Consider the following 3713-nt stretch of genomic DNA (forward strand, 5'->3'; position numbering starts at 1 on the left):
GGCCTGGCAAGCCTGTCCAGCGTCACGCATCAGCTTTCCCAGTTGGAGAAGCTTGGCTACCTCCGCAGAGACCCCAAGCGTCCGCGCGCCATGGAAGTCCTTATGCCGCTGACTTTGGATGGTGGACCCATTCCTGGAGTGGAAGCGCCCGCAACCCTCCGCAGCACCGGAGGCCTCGCCGTCACTGAGCTTGCCAGTGCCAGCGATACCGCCATGGTGCCGTTGGTTGGCCGGATCGCTGCCGGCGGACCCATCCTTGCCGACCAGACAGTAGAGGACGTCCTTCCGCTGCCCCGGCAGCTTGTAGGGCACGGTGAGCTGTTCATGCTCAAGGTAGCCGGCGACTCCATGATCGACGCCGCGATCTGCGATGGTGACTGGGTAGTTGTCCGCAGGCAGAACGATGCCATCAATGGCGACATCGTTGCCGCCCTGCTGGACGACGAAGCCACCGTCAAGACCTTCCGGCAGCGCGACGGCCACACGTGGCTGCTGCCCCAGAACACCCAGTACGAACCCATCCTTGGCGACCAAGCCACCATCATGGGCAAGGTTGTTTCGGTCCTGCGTTCCCTCTAGGAGGCCTTGGAGGACCCCAGCCGTTCCAGCACGCCCCGCACGACCTTCCTGTCCGTCGTCGCCCAGAATGGCGGCAGGGCGGCCCGCAGGAAGCCTCCATAGCGTTCGGTAGAGAGCCGGGAATCCAAAACCGCTACAACACCTTTGTCGCCCGTGGATCGAATGAGGCGACCTGCACCTTGGGCAAGACGGATGGCTGCATGGGTCGCTGAAACGGCCATGAATCCGTTCCCGCCCGATTGTGCCACTGCACGTGAGCGCGCAGTCATCAGGGGGTCATCCGGACGCGGGAAGGGAATGCGGTCGATGACCACCAGGCGGCACGAACCGCCCGGCACATCCACGCCTTGCCAGAGCGACATCGTTCCGAAGAGGCAGGTATCGGGTTCGTCGGCGAACTGTTTCACCAGGGCCGCCATAGTGGACTCACCCTGACAGAGAATGCTGACGTCCAGGCGCAGCCTCATGGCGTCCGCAGCTTCTTCGGCCGCACGTCGCGAGGAGAAAAGACACAATGCTCCCCCACCGGAGGCACGGATGAGGTCTTCCAACTCGTCCAAGGCCTCGGGCGAGGTTCCACGGCCAGGTTTGGGCAGGTGCTTGGCGACGTAAAGCACGCCTTGCTTGGGGTAATCGAAGGGCGATCCGACGTCGATCCCCGTCCAGCCGGGGGCCCCATCGCCAATCAGCCCCAGGCCACCTGCGGCCGGCTCAAATGCCGAGCCTATGGCCAGCGTGGCAGAGGTGAGCACCACCGTGTGGCCCGCAAACAAGCCCTCCCGCAAGCGGCCCGCAACGCTCAACGGAGCGATGTTGATAAGTGCAGGCGCAGTCTCGTCGGGTTGGGAATATCCCTGTTGGGGGTCAAAAGTGCTGTTCCGCGAGAACCACACGACTTCCCGGTTCTCCTTGGCTGCCAACATGCGCTCACACAACTCCAGGATGAGCATGAGCCGTGAGCGCGCCAGTTGCCTGCCGCCGTCGACCGCGTTTGAGGAGTCCGTCTTGGAATCGGACAGCGCCGCCCGCGTGGCATCCCGCAACTGGTCCAGGCAATCGAGTTGTTCGTCATTGAGCCCACTGGGCAGAAGTCCGTTGGGCACACCCGCGATGGCCATATCCAAGCGATCGGCAGCAGCATTGAGTGCATCCACGGTGATGGCGGTGTGCTTGCGGGCACTTGAGGCCGCCGCGTGGACCATGGCAACGGACAGCTGCCCGGAGACAGCACCGGTCACGCGGTCCTGAAGCTCGTGGGCCTCATCGACCACCACGACGTCGTACTCAGGCAGCACAGCCAAACCCTCGAAAGCGCTCACGGCCAGCATGGCGTGGTTGGTGACAACGACGTCGGCTTCACCTGCGCGCGACCTTGCCAGCTCGCTGAAGCACTCTTCCGCCAGGGGACACTTCTGCGCGCCGAGACACTCCATGGAGGTCACGGAGACTTGTCTCCAAGCGCGGTCAGTGACGCCGGGCATGAGCTCGTCACGGTCGCCGGTTTCGGTCTTTTCCGCCCACTCCCGGAGCCGGACCACTTCCTTGCCCAGCTGGGATTGAGGTCCTCCCATGGAGGCAGCAAAATGCGGGACACTGGTGTCCTCGCCCAAGGAAAACAGTTGCCCCTCGGACGGTTCCTCACTGGGGAAGCCGCCTTCAAGCTTTTGCCGGCAGACATAGTTTGCCCTGCCCTTGACCAGCGCAACCTTGACTGGCCGTTCAAGAGCGGGGTTGATGTTCTCCAGCAGCCGCGGTAAGTCGCGGCCCACAATCTGCGTTTGGAGAGCCAAGGTGGCGGTGGATACCAGAGTCGGTTTATCGCTGTCCATTGAATGTGCAATCAAGGGAATCAGGTACGCCAAAGACTTTCCTGTTCCCGTTCCCGCCTGGACCAGCAGGTGTTCGCCGGTTTCGATGGCCCTGGTGACATGTTTGGCCATTTCATGCTGACCGGCACGGCTTTGACCGCCCATGCCGGCAACAGCCCGGTCCAACAACTCGAGGGTGGTTTTCTCCCCCAACGACTCGACGGCGTCCGCCGCCACCTTCTCAACCATTGGTAATGAATGGCTCCAGTTCGGCTGCCAGTCCTTCGCGGACCATAACCACCACGCGCGTCCCGTTTTCCTCGTGTTCGAGGGTGAGGATCTCAGAGTCGGAACTGTGCAGTTTGCTGATCATTTCGCCACGGTCGTAGGGAATGAGCAGTTCCAAGCGCACGCCTGGACGGGGAATGGATTGGCTGATATCTTCCAGCAGCTCCGCGATGCCCTGGCCCGTGCGGGTGGAAACCACTGCGTGCCGGGGCTCCTTCTGTTTGAGGCGCTCCACCACGAAGGGATCCGCGACATCGACCTTGTTCAGGACGATGATCTCCGGCACCTTGCGGGCATCCACTTCCGTAAAGACAGCGCGGACAGCAGCGATCTGACCTTCGGGGTCCGGATGTGAGGCATCCACTACGTGCAGGATCAGATCGGCGTCCGCCACCTCTTCCAGCGTGGAACGGAAGGCCTCAATCAGCTGCGTGGGCAGTGAACGGACAAACCCCACAGTGTCCGCCAGCGTGTAACCGATGCCATCGGGCGTCTGCGCTTTACGAACGGTGGGATCCAGGGTGGCGAACAGGGCGTTCTCCACCAGGACCCCGGCGTCAGTAAGACGGTTCAGGAGGGAGGACTTGCCGGCGTTCGTGTAGCCGGCAATGGCAACAGAGGGAACTGCATTACGACGACGATTGGCACGTTTGGTCTCCCGTGCCGGCTTCATGGCTGCGATTTCACGCCGGAGCTTGGCCATCCGGGTGCGGATCCGACGACGGTCAAGTTCGATCTTGGTTTCACCGGGACCACGCGAGCCCATGCCCGCCCCTGCTCCGCCCACCTGGCCACCGGCCTGGCGGGACATGGAATCACCCCAACCACGAAGGCGCGGAAGCAGGTACTCAAGCTGGGCAAGCTCAACCTGAGCCTTGCCTTCACGGCTCTTGGCGTGCTGGGCAAAGATATCCAGGATCAATGTGGTCCGGTCGACAACCTTGACCTTGACGATGTCTTCAAGGCCGCGTCGCTGCGATGGAGCCAGCTCTGTGTCCACCACCACGGTGTCCGCACCGGTGGCAGCAACAATCTCCT

At 62.6% G+C, this 3713-nt stretch carries 3 protein-coding genes; 1 reads left to right on the forward strand and 2 read right to left on the reverse strand.

The window, feature by feature from the left end:
* On the forward strand, positions 1-579 hold a 579-nt coding region (gene lexA, locus HP499_RS22060; RefSeq protein ID WP_172326236.1), incomplete at its 5' end, for a transcriptional repressor LexA.
* On the opposite strand, the gene HP499_RS22065 is transcribed toward lexA, so the two are convergent.
* On the reverse strand, positions 576-2636 hold the full coding sequence (locus HP499_RS22065; RefSeq protein WP_172326237.1) for an ATP-dependent DNA helicase: 2061 nt from the start codon (positions 2634-2636) through the stop codon (positions 576-578). The genes lexA and HP499_RS22065 overlap by 4 nt on opposite strands.
* The coding region (gene hflX, locus HP499_RS22070) for a GTPase HflX (RefSeq protein ID WP_172326238.1) at positions 2629-3713 on the reverse strand (1085 nt) is incomplete at its 5' end. The genes HP499_RS22065 and hflX, both read right to left, overlap by 8 nt.

Source organism: Paenarthrobacter sp. CM16, from assembly GCF_013179505.1.
Lineage (GTDB): Bacteria > Actinomycetota > Actinomycetes > Actinomycetales > Micrococcaceae > Arthrobacter.

Coding starts and splice junctions, on each gene's coding strand:
- HP499_RS22065 (WP_172326237.1), bottom strand. CDS start 2,636: ATGGTTGAGAAGGTGGCGGCGGACGCCGTCGAGTCGTTGGGGGAGAAA.